The sequence below is a fragment of the Sphingopyxis sp. sgz302558 genome (assembly GCF_057220455.1).
Genome location: NZ_JBXPUZ010000002.1, coordinates 671,819 through 689,670, shown reverse-complemented (window position 1 = coordinate 689,670; position 17,852 = coordinate 671,819). Strand labels below are relative to the sequence as shown.

The following is a 17,852-nucleotide window of genomic DNA, read 5'->3' as shown; positions in this document are numbered from 1 at the left end:
AGCTGTGAGTCGTCGCCAAAACATCGTCATCCTGAACTTGTTTCAGGATAACGAGCCTGCAATGCGTTGTGCTGAAACAAGTTCAGCACGACGAGCGGTTGCAAGCTAAACCCCCGCCAGCGCCTTTAGCTGATAATTCTTATAATCCTCGCGCAACTGGCGCTTTAAAATCTTGCCGGTTGCCGTGTGCGGCAGGCTGTCGACAATCAGCACCTCGTCGGGCAGCCACCATTTGGCGACCTTGTCCTTCAAATAGTCGACCACCGCTGCCTCGCTGACCTCCGCGCCCGGTTTGGGCACGATCAGGAGGATGGGGCGCTCGTCCCATTTGGGATGATAGACGCCAACGGCGGCCGCCTCTTGGACGCCCGGTGCGCCAACGGCGGCATTTTCAAGCTCGATCGAGCTAATCCACTCGCCGCCCGATTTGATGACATCCTTGGCACGGTCGGTAATCTGCATCACGCCGTCGGGGTGGATCACCGCGACATCGCCGGTGTCGAACCAGTCGTCGCTGCTCGTCGCATCCTCCTCGGCCTTGAAATAGCGCCGGATGATCCACGGCCCCCTGCATTGCAGCCGCCCGCTCGAAACGCCGTCGCGCGGCAAAACATCGCCGGCGTCATCAACCACGCGTAGCTCGACGCCGAACGGGGGCGTCCCCTGGCGGCAGACGATATCGACTTTTTCATCGAAGCTCAGCGCATCCCAATTCCATGGCCGTTTGCCCATGGTGCCAATGGGGCTGGTCTCGGTCATCCCCCAGGCGTGGCCGACATCGACCCCTGCCTTCATAAAGCGTTCGATCATTGCGCGCGGACACGCCGACCCGCCGATGATGACGCGGTAGAGCTTGCCATAACCGATGCCGGTCGCGTCCATGTGCGCGAACATCGCAATCCACACCGTCGGCACGCCCGCGCTGTGCGTCACGCCCTCGGCATGCATCAGGTCGCACAGCACCTGCGCATCGTTGGTCATCGAAAACACGAGCTTCGCGCCGACCGTCGCGGCGGCAAAGGGAATGCCCCAGCTGTTGGCATGGAACATCGGCACGATGGGCAAGATGCAACTGCGGTTCGACAGGTCGAATACATCGGGCTGGATTTCGGTGATGGCGTGGATCACGTTCGAACGATGCTCGTAGAGCACGCCCTTCGGGTTACCCGTCGTCCCGCTGGTGTAGCACAACCCCACCGGATCACGCTCGTCGAGATCTACCCATTCGAAATTGCCATCTTCGGCATCAAGCAACGCGCGGAAGCTTTTATAGTCACCCTCGGCATCGGCATCGAACAGGATGAAATGCTCAACCGTGCTGAACTGCGGGCGCAGCCGGTCGACAATCGGCTGAAACATCTTGTCGAACAGCAACACCCGGTCTTCGGCGTGGTTGATGATGTAAACGAGCTGCTCGTCGAACAGACGCGGGTTGACCGTGTGCAGCACCCCGCCAAGGCCCGCCGTGCCATACCAACTGGCCAGATGGTGGACGTGATTCATCGCCAGCGTGGCGATGCGGTCACCCTTTTGCATTCCCAGCTTGGTCAACGCCGCGGCGCATTTGCGGGCATCAACCCCGACCTCGCCCCAGTTCGATCGCGTCGTGCGTCCGTCGGCCCAGCGCGTCACAATCTCGCGGCTACCATGCTCGCGCGCGGCATGGTCGATCAGGCTGGTGACCAGCAAGGGTTGGCCCTGCATCCCGAACATTTGCTTCTCTCCCGTTCTTCTGCCTCATGACCCGGGCAGACTGTTTCGAAGTCTTATACCGTAGCCCTGAGCTTGTCGAAGGGGGTTTCGCCATGACGCGCCGCGCCCTTCGACAAGCTCAAGGCTGCGATGAAAAACTAGACCGCGCGCGCCCTGAAATCAGGCCCGCTCTCGATTCCCATTGTCACCGCGCCAACGCCGCCAATGCGCTCCATCCGGTCCTTCAGGTCGGGGTCGACAGTGAAATTGCGGCCCAGCTCGATCCGCACCCGGTCACCGCCCGGCGCCGTGGCCACCAGAATCACCCGCCCGCGCGCACCGTCATGGGTGGTCAGCAGCTTGGCAAGTTCAGGCACCGCGTCCGCGAACGCGACCTCGCATTCGATGCGCAGCGCGGCGGTCGCGGCGATGGCCGCGAGCGGCTGGACAGAGCGGATGGTCACGCGCGGCGTTTCCTCACCCTCCAGCAAATCCAGCTCGACACCCAGCATGGCGCAGCCGCCATTTTCGGCGAGCGCCTCCAGCGCCTTGCACGCTCCTTCATCAAAGCAGCTCGCCGCGAACTGCCCCGACCGGTCGGACATCTGCGCCATCGCGAAACGGTTGCCGCGCTGCGAGGTGCGCCAGCGGATTGATTCGACCATCCCCGCCATCACCATCGGCACGCGCGTACCCGGGGTGAAGTCTTCGCGCGCGCAAATGTCGGCATAGCTCTGTGCGCCGCGTGCCGTCAGGATGGCGTCATATTGTTGCACGGGATGCGCGGCGAAATAATAGCCAAAGGCATCGCGTTCCTTGGCCATGCGTTCGGCCTGCGTCCAGGGTTCGGCCTTGGGCAATTGCAGCGCAACGGTGGCAACATCGCCGCCGCCAAACAACCCGCCCTGCCCGCTCGCACGTTCATGCGCAGCATTGTTTGCCGCCGCCAGCAATTGCTCGGCACCAGCATAAAGCGCGGGGCGATCAGGCTCGATGGCATCGAACGCACCAGCCCCGATCAGTGCCTCAATCTGGCGCTTGTTGAGCAATTTTGGATCGATGCGGCTGGCGAAATCATCAAGCGTTACAAAATCGCCATTTTCGTGGCGCTCGGCGGTCAAAGCCATCATGGCCTTTTCCCCCACGCCTTTGAGCGCGCCAAGCGCGTAGCGCACAGCCAGCGCGTTTCCTGTCCCCTCGACAGAGAAATCGGCCTCGCTAGCGTTGATCGACGGCGGTTCGATGGTGACGCCCAGCCGCCGCATGTCATCGACAAACACGGCGAGCTTGTCAGTCTGATGCGCGTCGAACGACATCGACGCGGCAAAAAATTCGTGCGGATAATGCGCCTTCAGCCATGCCGTTTGATAGGCGAGCAGCGCATAGGCGGCCGCATGGCTTTTGTTGAAGCCATAGCCTGCAAATTTGTCGATCAAATCGAACAGCTCGTTGGCCTTGGCGGCGTCGATGCCATTATGCTCGGCACAACCCTTCACAAAGGTATCGCGCTGCGCGTCCATTTCGGCCTGGATTTTCTTCCCCATCGCGCGGCGCAGCAGGTCAGCGCCGCCGAGGCTGTAGCCCGCCAGCACCTGCGCGGCCTGCATCACCTGTTCCTGATAAACGAAAATACCATAGGTTTCCGCGAGGATATCGCTGAGCAGCGGGTGCGGATATTCGACCGGAGCACGCCCGTTTTTGCGGTCGCCAAACAGCGGGATATTGTCCATCGGCCCCGGGCGATAGAGCGACACGAGCGCGATAATGTCGCCGAAATTGGTCGGCTTGACCGCCGCCAGCGTGCGCCGCATCCCTTCGGATTCCAGCTGGAACACGCCGACCGTGTCGCCGCGCTGGAGCAGTTCGTACACCGCCGGATCGTCCCAGCCGAGCGTATCCAGATCAATGTCAATCCCGCGAAGCGCCAAGAGCCGCCGCGCCTCGCGCAGCACCGACAAGGTCTTGAGTCCCAGAAAGTCGAACTTCACGAGGCCTGCAGCTTCGGCATATTTCATGTCGAACTGCGTCACCGGCATGTCCGAGCGCGGGTCGCGGTAGAGCGGGACCAGCTGGTCGAGCGGGCGGTCGCCAATTACCACGCCAGCAGCGTGGGTCGAGCTGTGGCGCGGCAGCCCTTCCAGCTGGCGCGCCATATCGAACAGGCGGCGCACGCCGTCGTCCTGCCGATACTCTTTGGACAGTTCGGCCACCCCGTTCAACGAACGCTCCAGCGTCCACGGATCGGTCGGGTGGTTGGGCACCAGCTTCGCCAGCCGGTCGACCTGACCATAGCTCATCTGGAGCACGCGCCCGGTATCCTTTAACACCGCGCGGGCCTTCAACTTACCGAAGGTGATGATCTGTGCGACTGTATCGCGGCCATATTTTTCCTGCACATAGCGAATGACTTCGCCGCGCCGCGTTTCGCAGAAATCGATGTCGAAGTCGGGCATCGACACGCGTTCAGGATTAAGGAAGCGTTCGAACAGAAGGCCCAGCTTGAGCGGGTCCAAATCGGTGATCGTCAGAGCCCACGCCACCACCGACCCCGCGCCGGAACCGCGCCCCGGCCCCACCGGAATGTCGCGCGCCTTGGCCCATTTGATGAAATCGGCAACGATGAGGAAATAGCCGGGAAATCCCATGCCGGCGATAACATCAACCTCGAATGCCAGCCGTTCAAAATAGGCCGCGCGCTCGGCGTCCGATAAATCCGGGTAGCGAGCCAGCCGCATTTCCAGCCCCGCCTCTGCATCGGCGCGCAGTTGCGCCGCTTCGGCGTCACGGTCTCCGGCCAGACTGGGCAAGATCGGCTTGCGGCTGGGCGCCATAAAGGCGCAGCGCTGTGCGATCACCAGCGTGTTGCGGATCGCCTCCGGCAGGTCGCTGAAGGCGTCCTCCATCGCTTCGGCCGGTTTGAGCCAGCTTTGCGGGCTTGACCGCTGGCGATCCTCGCTTTCGACATAGGCGCTTTGCGCAATGCACAGCATGGCATCGTGCGCCGGATGGAACTCGGCCTCGGCAAAGCAGGCCGGGTTGGTAGCAACCAAGGGCAATGCGCGGGAATAGGCGAGATCGATCAGCCCATCTTCGGCGGCTTCCTCGGTAGCCTCCCCCCGCCGCGCGAGCTCGATATAAAGGCGACCGGGGAACAGCGCCTCCAGCTTCTCAGCATAGCCAATCGCCGCCGCCTGCTGACCTTCGGCGAGCAATCGTGCCAGCGCACCCTCGCCCGCACCCGTCAGGCAGACCAATCCCTCGGTGCGCCCAGTCAGCGCCGCCAGCGCGACATGCGGTTCATGCTCGATGGGCCGGTCTAGATGCGCCGCCGAGACGATCCGGCACAAATTTTCATAGCCCGCTGCATCCTGCACAAACAGCGCCAGCCAGTCGATCAGCGGCGCTCCGCCGCCTCCCGCCGGCCCGGGCCGGGCAACGCTGACCAACGCGCCGACAATGGGTTGCACCCCTGCCTCGACGCAGGCATCGCCAAAGGCCATGGCACCATAGAGCCCGTTGCGATCGCAAATGGCAGCCGCCGGAAACCCGCGCGCGCGCGCCAGTTTGGCCAACGCCTTCGGTTCGATCGCGCCTTCCAGCATGGTATAGCTGGAAAACACGCGCAGCGGGACAAAGGGGCTGAAGGGCATCCGCCGACGCTATGCGGGCGGGGTGATTCGGGGAAGGAAATTAAGCCATCGCAGGGGCGACGGAAATTTTTACCCCAACAACGCCTCAATCTCTTTCCGCAGCGCCTCGGGCTTGGTCGTTGGGGCATGGCGCGACACGACCTTACCCGACCGATCGACCAGGAATTTGGTGAAATTCCATTTGATCCCGTCGCCCAGCAGCCCGCCCTGTTCCTTCTTGAGCAGTTTCCAGATCGGGTCTGCGCCCGATCCGTTCACCTCAACCTTTGCCGTCAACGGAAAGGTCACGTCATAAGTGAGCGAACAAAAGTTGGCGATTTCCTGGGCATCGCCAGGTTCCTGCGCGCCAAACTGGTTACAGGGAAAAGCCAGAATCTCGAACCCGCGATCCTTGTAATCCCGGTAGAGCTCTTCGAGTCCCTCATATTGCGGGGTAAAACCGCATTTCGACGCGGTATTGACGATCAGCAGCACTTTGCCGCGATAATCGCCCATCGGCTGCAGCGTGCCGCCCGGCATCGGGGCGTCCAGATCATAAAGCGCCGTCATTTCGATCCCTTCTTATTGCTGGTGGCCGTTACCACCCCGTCATGCAACCGCCACACCCGGTCCATCCGTGCCGCCAGCCGTTCGTTATGCGTCGCCACCAGCGCCGCCGAGCCCTGATCGCGCACCAGCGCGACAAACTGGTCGAACACGATATCGGCGGTCTTTTCGTCCAGATTGCCGGTGGGTTCGTCCGCCAGCACCAGCAACGGACTGTTTGCCAGCGCCCGCGCCACCGCCACCCGCTGTTGCTCGCCGCCCGACAGCTTGTTGGGCTTGTGGTGCAACCGTTCGTCCAGCCCCAACCGCCCCAAGAGCGCAGCAGCGTGCGCGGCGGCATCGGCATGCGCAGTGCCGTGCACCAGCTGTGGCAGGATGACATTGTCGAGCGCGTCGAAATCGGGGAGCAGATGGTGGAATTGATAAACAAAACCGATCTGCTCGCGCCGCACCCGCGTGCGCTCGCCCTGGTCAAACCCCGCGACATCGACGCCATCGATGATGATGCGCCCGCCAAAGCCGCCTTCGAGCAGGCCGACGGCTTGGAGCAGCGTCGATTTGCCCGACCCCGATGGTCCCAGCAGCGCGACAATTTCGCCGCGCACCAGGTGCGCGTTGACGCCGCGCAGCACGGCAATTTCGGCGTCACCCTGGACAAAGCTGCGCGTCACATTCTCAAGCCGCAGCGCGTCACTCATAGCGCAGCACCTGTACCGGATCGGTATTTGCCGCCTTGAACGCGGGATAGAGCGTTGCAAGGAAACTGAACAACACCGCCATTACCGCAATGCCAATGATTTCCGCCGGGTCGGGATCGGCGGGCAATTCGGTCAAAAAGCGGATCGATGGATCCCACAAAGTCTGGCCAGTGATCAGTTCCAACCCACGCACCACTTGCCCGCGGAACAGCAGCAAGATCGCCCCCAGCGCCATGCCCGCGATCATCCCTGCAACGCCGATCGACACACCGATGCTCATAAAGATGCGCAGAACCGATTCGCGCGTTGCGCCGATGGTGCGCAAAATCGCAATGTCGCGGGTCTTGGCCTGGACCAGCATGATCAACGACGAGATGATGTTAAACGCGGCCACCACCACAATGATCGACAATATGACGAACAGCGCGACGCGCTCGATCGCCAACGCCTCGAACAGGCTGGCGTTCATGCTGCGCCAGTCGGCGACGACCGCTTTCGTCGCCACTTGCTGAGCGAATGGTGCCAAAATCTCACCGACGCGGTCGGGATCCTCGGTCTTGATCTCGATCATGCCAACCGAATCGCCCAGCAGCATCAACAGCTGCGCATCCTCCATCGGCATGATGACAAACGCTTTGTCGAAATCATAAACCCCGATCTCGAAAATCGCGGCGACATCATAGCTGATTTCGCGCGGCACGGTGCCAAAGGGAGTCGCGCGCCCGGCGGGATTGATGATGGTGATGCGCGATCCCACCGACGCGCCGATGTTGCGGGCCAACTGCGCACCAATCGCCACCCGCCCGCTGCCTGGGGCCAGCGCGGCAAAGCTGCCCTGCGTCGCCTTGCCCTTAAGCGAGGGATTGCTGCGGATATCCTCCACCAGCATCCCGCGCACCAGTACCGCCTCAACCCGCCCGTTGAAGGTGGTGAGCAACGGCTGCTCGATCAGCGGCGTTGCCGACACCACGCCCGGCACAGCCTTCGCCTGCCGCAACAGTTCCTGCCAGTCGTCGAGCCGCCCGCCGAACCCCTGGACCACCGCATGGCCGTTCAGCCCAACAATCTTGTTGAACAGCTCGGCGCGCACGCCGTTGACGACGCTCATCACCACCACCAGCGCGGCGACGCCCAGCATGACGGCGGTGAAGCTGAATCCCGCCGCGACAAAAATAAACCCCTCGCCGCGATGCGGCAGCAGGTAGCGTTTGAAGATCATCCATTCGTGGGGGCGCAGCAGCATCGCGCGGGCTTTAGGGCGGCGTTGGCTCGCTGGCAATGTTGCGCAAACGCAACAGCCTTGTCGGCAAAATGGTGCCACCATGCGCTGGGCGGGTGACAAGGCCCACAATGGCGCTACTCAGGCAATGCACTGATTGCGGACAGCGATGGCCGGTTTCAGGGAGTGCCGGGTCTGCAAAGCCCGGCGCAAAGGGGGATGGCGAAGTTCGTCACAGGCGCCCGGGTCTGACAGCGGTCAGGTCCGGGCGTTTCTTTCCCTGATCACAACCACTCGCATATTGACTCCGTAGCAATCGCTACATACGACTACAACTGTAGTCGTTAGGGGATCACTATATGCGCGAGTTGCTTGGAAGCCTGATCACGCTGATATTTCTGTCGTGCGCAATGCCTGCGTCCGCTCATTCAGAGCGACACCAAACTGACCTGTTAGCATATCTGGCGAATCACGGCTTCTCGGCCATACCGCTTACAAAACTCCGTTCCAGCCATGAAAGCGTCAAAGTCGAAATCAACGGAGTCACCGGTCTGTTCATCCTTGACTCAGGTGCCGGTGCGTCGGTCATTAACAACAGCAGTCTCGCCAAATTCAATCTGAGCAACCCTGCAGGCCCTCAGCAAAACGCCACCGGAGCCGGGGGTACATTTGCCATAAACCAGTACCAGGTCCACAGCTTTGCAATTGAATCGATCAGACTTCCCGTAACGGAAGTGCGAAGTGCCAACCTCGACGGCGTTGTGGGTGCTTTGCGTGCGGCCAACAATGTCGAGGTGGACGGCGTTATTGGTCAGGATATATTAACGCAATTTCAGGGCATTATAGATGTCGGCGGGCAGAGGCTGTTTGTGCGCATACCGACACGCTAGGTCACGGCATCCCCGCGGTGTGTTTTTCCGCATCCGGCCGACGACTATATGCTAAATCCTATGCTTCGCTCTCGGCAATATCCTCCAGCATTTCGGCGTCGAGCACGCGGACGCGTCCTTGTTCGAGGCTGATCACACCCGCCTCTTCCCAATTTTTCAGCTGACGGTTGATATGTTCGCGGCTCATCCCGGCAAAATTGCCGAGTTCTGTTTGTGAAAGTTCCAGCCGCGTCGCCTCGGCCCCCACCCGGATCAGGCGGCGCAGATAACGCGCAAGACGCGGCCCTGACGCATAGGCGCGGTCGCTTTCGATCGTCTGGTCGGCTGTGCGCAGGCGGCGTGCCAGTTGCTGCATCATCCGCCAGGCAAAATCAGGATGGCTAGCGGCGAAATCTTTGAGGGCGTTGCGCCCCAGCTGCAAAGCGCTGCCGTCGCTGGTGGCAAACACTGAAGCGGTGCGCTCGCCGCCATCAAGCAGTGCGATTTCGCCCAGCACCGCGCCCGGGTCGGCATAAGCAAGGATGATTTCGCGCCCGTTCGCGGTGGTCAGCGTCACGCGTGCCGACCCTTCGGTCAGGATCAACAATTTGTCGCCGCTTTCACCCTGCGCTAGCAATTCCTTGCCGCGCTTGAAACCAATGCGCACCGCGCGCGCGGCCAGATCGTCCCAATCTTGCGCGGCCAGCCCGGAAAACAGGCTGTCCGGCCCCTGCATCTTCGCCAATTCGCTATAATCCATCGCGCCCGTCCCCTTGGCGAATGGCCCGCAAAAATCAGACCAAGCGACTCTGCCTTACCGCAGCGGCGATAAAGCTGGCAAATAATGGGTGCGGTTCAAACGGGCGCGACTTAAGCTCGGGGTGGAACTGCACGCCGATAAACCAGGGATGGTCAGGGCGTTCGACAATTTCGGGCAGCTCACCATCGGGCGACATGCCACTGAAAATCAGCCCCTGCGCTTCCAGCCGTTCGCGCCACGCGGTGTTGACCTCGTAACGGTGGCGGTGGCGTTCCGAAATCCGCTCGCTCCCATAAATACCCGCGACATGGCTGTTGCCCGACAACGCAGCCTCATAGGCCCCCAGCCGCATCGTTCCGCCCAGATCGCTGGCGGCGCTGCGCTTTTGCAGCCCCTCTTCGCTCATCCATTCCTCGATAATGCCGACCACCGGCTCGTCGGTTGGGCCGAATTCAGTCGAGGAGGCGTTCGTTACCCCGGCCTGATTGCGCGCTGCCTCGATGCACGCCATCTGCATCCCGAAACAGATGCCGAAATAGGGCACACTGCGCTCACGCGCGAAGCGGATCGCCTCGATCTTCCCCTCCGCCCCGCGCTCGCCAAAGGCGCCGGGCACCAAAATCGCGTGCATCGGCTCCAGCTTCGCCGCAACGTCGCTGTCCGCTGCCTCGAAGAGCTCGGCGTCGATCCACTGGATGTTGACGCGCACGCGGTTTGCCAAACCGCCGTGCACCAGCGCTTCATTCAAGGACTTATACGCATCCTGCAGCCCGACATATTTGCCGACCACACCAATCGTAACCTCGCCTTCGGGGTTCTGCTTGCGGTCCATGATGTCGTACCAGCGCGACAGATCGGGCGCCGGTGCGTCGGTGATGCCAAAGGCGCGCAGCACCTCTTCATCCAGCCCCTCGCCATGATATTGGACGGGGACCGAATAGATGCTCTCGGCGTCCAGCGCCGGGATCACCGCTTCCTTGCGCACGTTGCAGAACAGCGCGATTTTCGCCCGTTCGCTGTCGGGCAGCGGTTTTTCGGCGCGGCACAGCAAAATATCGGGCTGAACGCCCAGGGACGCAAGCTCGCGCACGCTGTGCTGTGTTGGCTTGGTCTTCAGCTCGCCTGCCGCGGCAATATAGGGCACCAAGGTGACATGCACCGATACCGTCTGGTCGCGGCCCAATTCGTTGCGCAGCTGGCGGATCGCTTCGATGAAGGGCAGCGATTCGATATCGCCCACCGTGCCGCCGATTTCGCACAGCACGAAATCCAGATCGTCGGTTTCGGCCATGGCAAAGGCCTTGATGGCGTCAGTGACGTGCGGGATGACCTGCACCGTCGCGCCCAGAAAATCGCCGCGCCGTTCCTTGGCAATAATGTCGCGGTAAATGCGGCCAGAGGTGACATTGTCGGCCTGCCGCGCCGCGACGCCGGTAAAGCGTTCATAATGGCCCAGATCGAGGTCGGTTTCCGCCCCGTCGTCGGTCACGAACACCTCACCGTGCTGGTAGGGCGACATGGTGCCGGGGTCGACATTGAGATAAGGGTCAAATTTGCGGATACGCACGCGATAGCCGCGCGCCTGTAGCAGCGCCGCGAGCGATGCTGCCATGAGCCCCTTGCCAAGCGAAGAAACCACGCCGCCGGTGATGAAAATGAACCGCGCCATGGGAGAAAAGGCCTAGCCGCAAGATTGTCAAAAGCGCAAGCGCGAGAATCGCAGCCGCAGGAATTTTTCGGAACGGTTGGGCAGCGGAATAACAACAACTCCGCTTTCCCGGCCGAACACGAGGGGCCCCTGTGAGCGGGGCGAGAAACCGAGCTGCCTAAGCCTCAACCTCGCTCGGCACAGCGGCTCTACAACTCGCCGAAACTTATTGCTCCAGCGGCACACCCTGTTTCGTCGGCGGCGCCGCCTCTTTCGGCGCTGCTTCCCCGGCCGCAGCTCCTGCCTCGAGCGGATCATCCGAAAGCGGCACCGAACCCAGGGCCGGGGCCGCAGCTGGCGCCGCCCCCGTCACAGCCGCGCCGGGCGCGGCCTGACCCGATTTCGACAGCGAGGTATCAATCTTGGTCGCGCCGCTGCCCCCCGTTGCAGCCAGCGCTGCGAGCACAATCGACAAACCAACAAACAGCATCGCCAAAATGGTTGTCGCGCGCGTCAGGAAATCGGCCGCACCACGCGCCGACAGCATGCCCGCCGGGCTGCCGCCAACCCCCAGACCGCCACCTTCGCTGCGCTGCATCAGGATCACGCCGATCATGGCAGCGGCAATCAGCGCCTGCACGACGAGGAGAAAGGTAAAGAGGGTGCCCATGAACGCGTCCTGTGTGATTTTTCGGGATTGGCCGCGCACATAGGGGGGAAAGGGCCAGGGTTCAAGCGGGAGGCACGGTAACCGCAACAATCGGCGCGAACTTTGCCGCCGTCAGGCTCGCGCCACCGACTAGCGCTCCATCAACATCCGCTGCGCCGAGCAATTCGGCCGCATTGTCGCCGTTCACTGACCCGCCGTAGAGGATCGAAATATCCTGCCCCACCGTGCCGTAGCGCGCGCCAAGAAACCCCCGAATCGCGTCGTGCATTTCGGCCACATCGGCCACCGTTGGCGTCAGGCCGGTACCGATCGCCCACACCGGTTCATAGGCAATGATCAACCGGTCGAGATGCTGCGGCGCGGGGAGCGAATCTTCCAGTTGACGTTCGACCGTCGCAATTGCCCAGCCGCTTTCGCGCTCGGCGCGGATTTCGCCGACGCACAATATGGTGATCAGCCCCGCCGCGAGCGCGGCCTCCGCTTTCTTGCGCACCTCCGCGCTGGTTTCGCCATTGTCGGTGCGGCGTTCGCTGTGCCCGACGATCACCATCCGCGCACCGGCCTCGATCAACATTTGCGCCGACAGACATCCGGTGTGCGCCCCGCTGGCGTTCCAGTGGCAATCCTGCCCGCCGATGATCAGGCCTGGTTGGCGCGCAGCAGCAGGCGCGATCAGTGTAGCGGGCGGACAGATGGCAACGGTTGCCGTCGCACCGGCCGCTTGGGCCGCAATCGCGTCCAGCTCGGCCAACGCGCTCAGCGACCCGTTCATCTTCCAATTGCCGACAATATATTTGCGCCGTGCCATAACATCCTCCCCGCTTCGGGCCTGCCTATTGGCGCTGTGCCCGCGCACTGGCAAGCCACAAGCGCCCTTGATGACGGCGGGCGCACCGCCTAAAGCACCGCGCTTGCGGCCCTTCGCTGCACCTAACGACGACTAGACAAGGCCCTGCCTCTTCCATGATCACCGCCATCCGCCGTATGTTTTCGTCCGCCGTCGGCAAAGTGCTGGCGCTGGGCTTTCTGGTCTTCATCGGCCTTGCCTTCGCGCTCACCGATGTCAGCAACATCGGCAATTTTAGCGGCGTTGCCGGGGGCGATGTGGCCAAAGTGGGGAGCAAAGGCATCGGCGTGGGTGAACTGCGCCAGCAGGTGCAGCGCAGCTATGAACAGGCGCGCCAGCAGCAACCGACGCTGACGCTGGCGGCCTTTGTCGAATCAGGCGGGCTCGACAATGCGCTCAAAACCATGATCGAGGCGCGCGCCTTTACCCTTTACGCGCGCGAGCTAGGCTTTGCCGCGAGCAAGCGCCAGATCGACGGGCGCATCGCCGACACGCCGCAATTTTTTGGTGTCGCCGGCAAATTCGATCAGGCCGCCTATGCCCGGTTCCTGCAACAGCAGGGCTTGTCCGACGCCGAAGTGCGCGAAGATTTCGAGCGCCAGATTTTGTTTGAACAGATTATCAGCCCTATCGCGTCGGTGCCCGCTGTGTCGCCTTCGCTGGCGCGTCCCTATGCCGCGCTGCTGCTGGAAGAGCGCAAGGGCAATGCGACCTTCATCGCCGCCAGCGCACTCGCGCCAACAACCACGCCCGACGACAAAACACTGGCGACCTACCTGACCCAGAACCGTGTCCGCTATAGCCTGCCCGAGCGCCGGGTGCTGCGCTATGCGGTGTTTGACCGCAGCGCGGTGCCCGTTGCCCCGGTCACCGATGCCGAAATTGCCAAGGCGTTCAAGGACAATGCGGCCCGCTACGCCGCGAGTGAAACGCGCCGTCTGGCGCAGGTCATTGCCCCGACCCGCGCCGCTGCCGACAAAATCGCCGCCGCCGCGCGCGGCGGCCAGTCGCTTGATGCCGCCGCCTTGGCAAACGGCCTGTCGTCCAGCTTCACCCAGCCGCTGTCGCAGAGCGCCTTTGCCTCGCAAAGCAGCGCCGCCACCGCCAAGTCGGTGTTCGCCGCCGCGCGCGGGGCGATTGTAGGCCCGGTTGAAGCGCCATTGGGCTTTGCCGTTTACCGCGTCGCCGAAGTTAATGTCATTCCGGCGCGCACGCTGGCGCAGGCGACCCCCGAACTGCGCCAGCAGCTTGGCGCGACCAAGGCGCAGGAAGCCATGGTCACCTTTTACAACAGCGTGCAGGACGCCGTAAACAATGGTGCCTCGGTCGAAGAAATCGCGGCCGAGCGTAAGTTGAAGCTGGTGGAGACCCCCGCCATCCTGCCCAGCGGCCGTGCCCCCGACCAGGCCGGTTTTGCCCTGCCAGCCATCCTGGCACCGATGGTCAATCAAGCTTTCCAGGGCGCGACCGAGGGCGAGGGCCAGCTGGCGACGCTGGAGCAGAACCAGTCGTTTGCGGTTTTTGACGTAAAGCAGATTGTCGCCTCGGCCCCGCCGCCGCTGGCGCAGATCAAGGACACGCTGATCGCTGATTGGCGGCTGGCGCAGGGTCACCGCGCCGCGCGAGACAAGGCCCGCGCCATCGTAAAGGCGGTCGAGGCCGGGCAACCGCTCAGCGCCGTTGCAACCGGCACCGGCGTCGGCGCGGTGCAGACCATTGGCGGCACCCGCGCCCAGCTCGCGCGCGACGGACAGCGCGTTCCGCCCGAAGTGGCGCTGCTGTTTTCCATGTCAGCCAACAGCGTCAAGACGCTGGAAATCCCTGGCAATCGTGGCTGGATGGTGCTGTCGCTCGGCGCGCTGCCGCGGCCCAATCCCGCTGCGGTTGATCAGGCCCGCGTCGATGCCGTTGCGCGCCCGCTTGCCGGTGCTTTTGGCAATGAATTGGTCGCGCAGCTGATTGCCGACGCCAAGGCGCGCGTGGGCGTGACGATCAACACCGACGCGGTGAACCAGCTCAAGCGCGAAATGTCGGGCCAGTCGCCCGCCGCGCTTTAAATCTTATGCTGGCCGGGCTCGAGCAGGCGCGCACCGCGCTCGCCGCTGGCCGCGCCGGGGTGATCTGGCAGCGCCAGATTGCCGATACCGACACGCCGATCGCCGCCGCGCTGAAGTTGATGCAGCCCGAGCGCGGCGACTGGCTGCTCGAATCGGTCGAAGGCGGCGAAACACGCGGGCGCTACAGCCTGATCGGGCTCGACCCTGATTTGTTGTTCGAGGTGCGCGGCAACGATGCGCGCATCAACCGCGATTGGCGAACGGCCCGTGAAGCCTTCACCGCCAGCCCTGAACCCGCACTCGCGGCCCTGCGCGCGCTGGTCGCCGAATGCCGCTTTGATGTGCCGGCTGACCTGCCCAAGGCACTGGCGGTGCTGGTCGGTTTCTTCGCCTATGAAACCACCGGTCTGGTCGAGCGCCTCCCGCGTGCAGCTGGCGCTGGCCTTGGTCTGCCCGATATGGTGTTCGTGCGCCCCGGCATGGTGCTGGTGTTTGATCGCCTCGCCGACGAGCTGTTCCTCGTCGCGCCTGTCTGGCCCGGTGGCGATGCCAACGCCGCTATCACCGCCGCCGCTGAACGGATCGAAGCCACTGCCGCGCGCCTGGCCGGTGCGGTTCCTGGCAGCCCCCGCACTGCCGCTCTGCCGGACCCCGCCGACATTACAGCCACGGCGCACACCCCGCCCGAGCGCTACGCCGCGATGGTCGCGGCCGCGAAAGACTATATCGTCGCGGGCGACATTTTTCAGGTGGTGCTGGCGCAGCGCTTTTCTTCACCCTTCCCGCTCCCGCCGCTTGACCTTTACCGCGCCCTCAGGCGCATCAATCCTTCGCCCTTCCTCTATTTCCTTGACCTCCCCGGCTTCTCGCTGATCGGATCGAGCCCCGAAATATTGGTCCGCGTGCGCGACTGCGAAATCACCATCCGCCCCATCGCCGGGACCCGTCCGCGCGGCGCCACCGCTGCTGAGGACGTCGCCAACCGCGACAGCCTGCTCGCGGACCCCAAGGAGCGCGCCGAGCATCTGATGCTGCTCGATCTGGGACGTAACGACGTTGGCCGCGCGGCCAAGGGCGGCAGCGTGACGGTCACCGACAGCTATACCGTCGAGTTCTACAGCCATGTCATGCACATCGTCAGCAATGTCGTCGGCCAGCTTGCCCCTGATAAGGACGCCATCGACGCACTGTTCGCGGGTTTTCCGGCGGGCACCGTGTCGGGCGCGCCCAAGGTCCGCGCCTGCGAAATCATCGCCGAGCTAGAGGCGGACGCCCGCGGGCCTTATGCGGGCGGCGTCGGCTATTTCAGCCCCGACGGCAATATGGACAGCTGTATCGTCCTGCGCACCGCGATCCTGAAAGATGGCGTCATGCATGTGCAGGCCGGCGCGGGCATCGTCGCCGACAGCGTGCCCGAATATGAACAGCGCGAGTGCGAGGCCAAGGCTGGGGCATTGTTCGCCGCCGCGCGCGAAGCCGTGCGGCTTGCGGGTGAAGCGGGATATGGGCAGTGAGCGCCACATGATTTTGGTCATCGACAATTACGACAGCTTCACCTTCAACCTCGTCCATTATCTGGTCGAGCTGGGGGCTGAGGTACGTGTCGAACGCAACGATGCACTGACCGCAGCCGAGGCGCTGGCGTCAAACGCGACCGCTTTCCTGCTCTCGCCCGGCCCCTGCACACCCAATGAAGCGGGGATCAGCCTCGATCTGGTCGCCGGCTGCGCTGCGTCCGGCAAGCCGCTGCTGGGTGTGTGCCTCGGCCACCAGAGCATCGGCCAGCATTTCGGCGGCACCGTCCAGCGCGGCCATTTGATGCACGGCAAAACCTCGCCGGTCAGCCACGACGGCAGCGGGCTGTTCGCAGGCCTGCCCACCCCCTTCACCGCGACGCGCTATCACAGCCTGGAGGTGGTCGATATTCCCGCCGAACTCATCGTCAACGCAACCAGCGATGACGGCGCCGTCATGGGCTTCCGTCACAAGGAACTCCCCATCCACGGCGTGCAATTCCACCCCGAGAGCATCGCCACCGAGCACGGCCATGCGATGCTCGCCAATTTCCTGCGCGTGGCGGGCATGCCGGTGGGGGAACGGGTGTGAACAAACAGCGTCATTGCGAGCCAAAGGCGAAGCAATCCAGGGCGTCGCAAGGCCGCTCTGGATTGCTTCGCTGCGCTCGCAATGACGGGGAAAATTCAAGATGACCCTGCCCGACGCCACCGAACCCTTGACCCAAGAGGAAGCCGATGCCGCCTTCGCGCTGCTGCTTGACGGCAGCGTCGATGATGAAGCCATCCGCGACTTCATCCTCACCCTCTCGCTGCGCGACGAAACACCAGTCGAAATCGCCGCCGCCATCCGCGCCATCCGCGCACGCATGATCCCGGTCACCGCGCCCGCAGGCGCGATCGACGTGTGCGGCACCGGCGGCGACATGAGCAACAGCGTCAATGTGTCGACCGCCGTTGCCATTGTCGTCGCGGCGTGCGGCGTGCCCGTCGCAAAACACGGTAACCGTGCGGCATCAAGCCAGGCGGGCGGGGCCGATACGCTCGAAGCTTTGGGCCTGAACCTCGACCGCGCGAGCGAAACCGCTGAAGCCACGCTTGCCGACCTCGGCATCGCCTTCCTGTTCGCGCAAAAGCACCACCCCGCGCTCGCCCGTCTTGCCCCGATCCGCAAATCGATCGCGCGGCGCACGATTTTCAACCTCACCGGCCCGGCCTGCAACCCGGCGGGCGTGCGCCGCCAGCTGATTGGCGTGGCGCGCCCCGACTTTCTGCCCGTCTATGCCGAGGCACTGGCACTGCTGGATACCGAAGATGCGATGCTGGTCGCGGGCGACGAGCCGCTCGACGAACTATCGGTCAGCGGGCCGAGCACCCTATTGCGCCTCCAGCGCAAAACCGCGCGCATCACCCCCGAAGACGTCGGCCTCACCCGCCACCCCCTCGTTGCCCTGCGCGGCGGATCCGCGGCCCACAATGCCGCTGCGCTCCGCCGCCTGCTGCTCGGCGAACAGGAAAGTGAACTCGACCGCGCCTACCGCGACGCCGTGCTGCTCAACAGCGCCGCCGCGCTGATGGTCGCGGGCGAGGCGGCAAGCTGGCACGAAGGCGTAGAGGAAGCTGCCGAGGCCATCGACAAGGGGCTGGCGAACGCGCTGCTCAATTGCTGGATCAAGTTTTGA

General features: G+C 63.4%; 14 protein-coding genes. 5 read left to right on the top strand and 9 right to left on the bottom strand.

From position 1 onward, the window contains the following. Positions 1-105: 105 nt before the first annotated feature. The 5 genes from AC2TC0_RS08815 to AC2TC0_RS08795 form a co-directional block, all read right to left on the bottom strand. Positions 106-1,713, bottom strand: a complete 1,608-nt coding sequence (locus AC2TC0_RS08815) for a long-chain fatty acid--CoA ligase (RefSeq protein ID WP_484717135.1) — start codon at positions 1,711-1,713, stop codon at positions 106-108. Positions 1,714-1,850: 137 nt separating this feature from the next. Beyond that, positions 1,851-5,342: a DNA polymerase III subunit alpha gene (gene dnaE / locus AC2TC0_RS08810; protein ID WP_484717134.1), complete on the bottom strand. Its 3,492-nt coding sequence runs from the start codon at positions 5,340-5,342 to the stop codon at positions 1,851-1,853. Between the two features lie 69 nt (positions 5,343-5,411). Further along, the gene (locus AC2TC0_RS08805; RefSeq protein ID WP_484717133.1) at positions 5,412-5,891 is read right to left on the bottom strand and encodes a glutathione peroxidase; all 480 of its coding nucleotides are present in this window, start codon (positions 5,889-5,891) and stop codon (positions 5,412-5,414) included. After that, positions 5,888-6,586: an ABC transporter ATP-binding protein gene (locus AC2TC0_RS08800; protein WP_484717132.1), complete on the bottom strand. Its 699-nt coding sequence runs from the start codon at positions 6,584-6,586 to the stop codon at positions 5,888-5,890. Before AC2TC0_RS08800 ends, AC2TC0_RS08805 begins: the two co-directional genes overlap by 4 nt. Next, entirely contained in the window at positions 6,579-7,829 is a 1,251-nt protein-coding gene (locus AC2TC0_RS08795) for a lipoprotein-releasing ABC transporter permease subunit (protein ID WP_484717131.1), read from the bottom strand. The genes AC2TC0_RS08800 and AC2TC0_RS08795 overlap by 8 nt, the downstream gene beginning before the upstream one ends. Positions 7,830-8,164: 335 nt before the next feature. Here AC2TC0_RS08795 and AC2TC0_RS08790 point away from each other — a divergent pair, with 335 nt between their 5' ends. Then, entirely contained in the window at positions 8,165-8,695 is a 531-nt protein-coding gene (locus AC2TC0_RS08790) for a retropepsin-like aspartic protease (RefSeq protein WP_484717130.1), read from the top strand. A 58-nt stretch (positions 8,696-8,753) separates the two neighbouring features. On the opposite strand, the gene AC2TC0_RS08785 is transcribed toward AC2TC0_RS08790, so the two are convergent. From AC2TC0_RS08785 to tpiA, 4 genes are all read right to left on the bottom strand, one after another. Then, positions 8,754-9,434, bottom strand: coding sequence for a Crp/Fnr family transcriptional regulator (locus AC2TC0_RS08785; protein ID WP_484717129.1), 681 nt, complete (start codon positions 9,432-9,434; stop codon positions 8,754-8,756). A gap of 34 nt (positions 9,435-9,468) precedes the next feature. Next, positions 9,469-11,103, bottom strand: coding sequence for a CTP synthase (pyrG, locus tag AC2TC0_RS08780; protein ID WP_484717128.1), 1,635 nt, complete (start codon positions 11,101-11,103; stop codon positions 9,469-9,471). Positions 11,104-11,308: 205 nt separating this feature from the next. Continuing rightward, positions 11,309-11,752 carry a preprotein translocase subunit SecG gene (secG, locus tag AC2TC0_RS08775; RefSeq protein ID WP_484717127.1) on the bottom strand — a complete coding sequence of 148 codons (444 nt, stop codon included), beginning with the start codon at positions 11,750-11,752 and terminating at the stop codon, positions 11,309-11,311. 61 nt (positions 11,753-11,813) lie between these two features. Further along, positions 11,814-12,560, bottom strand: a complete 747-nt coding sequence (tpiA, locus tag AC2TC0_RS08770) for a triose-phosphate isomerase (protein WP_484717126.1) — start codon at positions 12,558-12,560, stop codon at positions 11,814-11,816. Positions 12,561-12,715: 155 nt separating this feature from the next. Between tpiA and AC2TC0_RS08765 the strand changes: the two genes are divergently transcribed. The 4 genes from AC2TC0_RS08765 to trpD all read left to right on the top strand — a co-directional run bounded on the left by AC2TC0_RS08765 (position 12,716) and on the right by trpD (position 17,852). Then, positions 12,716-14,656: a peptidylprolyl isomerase gene (locus tag AC2TC0_RS08765; RefSeq protein ID WP_484717125.1), complete on the top strand. Its 1,941-nt coding sequence runs from the start codon at positions 12,716-12,718 to the stop codon at positions 14,654-14,656. Between the two features lie 5 nt (positions 14,657-14,661). Further along, positions 14,662-16,170, top strand: a complete 1,509-nt coding sequence (locus AC2TC0_RS08760; RefSeq protein ID WP_484717124.1) for an anthranilate synthase component I family protein — start codon at positions 14,662-14,664, stop codon at positions 16,168-16,170. 7 nt (positions 16,171-16,177) lie between these two features. Continuing rightward, the gene (locus AC2TC0_RS08755; protein ID WP_484717123.1) at positions 16,178-16,762 is read left to right on the top strand and encodes an anthranilate synthase component II; all 585 of its coding nucleotides are present in this window, start codon (positions 16,178-16,180) and stop codon (positions 16,760-16,762) included. Positions 16,763-16,862: 100 nt separating this feature from the next. After that, positions 16,863-17,852, top strand: a complete 990-nt coding sequence (gene trpD / locus AC2TC0_RS08750) for an anthranilate phosphoribosyltransferase (RefSeq protein WP_484717122.1) — start codon at positions 16,863-16,865, stop codon at positions 17,850-17,852.